The organism is Bradyrhizobium cosmicum (assembly GCF_032290525.1).
In the GTDB taxonomy this organism is placed as follows: domain Bacteria; phylum Pseudomonadota; class Alphaproteobacteria; order Rhizobiales; family Xanthobacteraceae; genus Bradyrhizobium; species Bradyrhizobium cosmicum_A.
Genome location: NZ_JASXTA010000399.1, coordinates 1 through 253, shown reverse-complemented (window position 1 = coordinate 253; position 253 = coordinate 1). Strand labels below are relative to the sequence as shown.

Here is a 253-nt window from a genome sequence, read left to right as displayed (position 1 = left end):
CGCCAGGTTGAGGGCCCCGGGGTCGATGGCCGCAAAGTCGTCATTCTCGAAGACACTTCCACCACCGGTGGCTCAGCCTTGACCGCGGTTGAAGGCGTCCGCAACGCCGGCGGTGACATCCAGGCGGTGGCCGTGATCGTGGATCGTGATACCGGTGCGGCCGAACACGTGGCAGAACAAGCCGGTGTGCCATACCTGTACGCGTTTTCGAAGAACGACCTGGGCCTCGACTAACCACGAGCCTCCCGATCCG

At 64.0% G+C, this 253-nt stretch carries 1 pseudogene; it reads left to right on the top strand.

The window, feature by feature from the left end:
• Positions 1-234: pseudogene (locus QSV46_RS40390) on the top strand (orotate phosphoribosyltransferase); the annotation flags it as partial.
• Positions 235-253 lie beyond the last annotated feature (19 nt).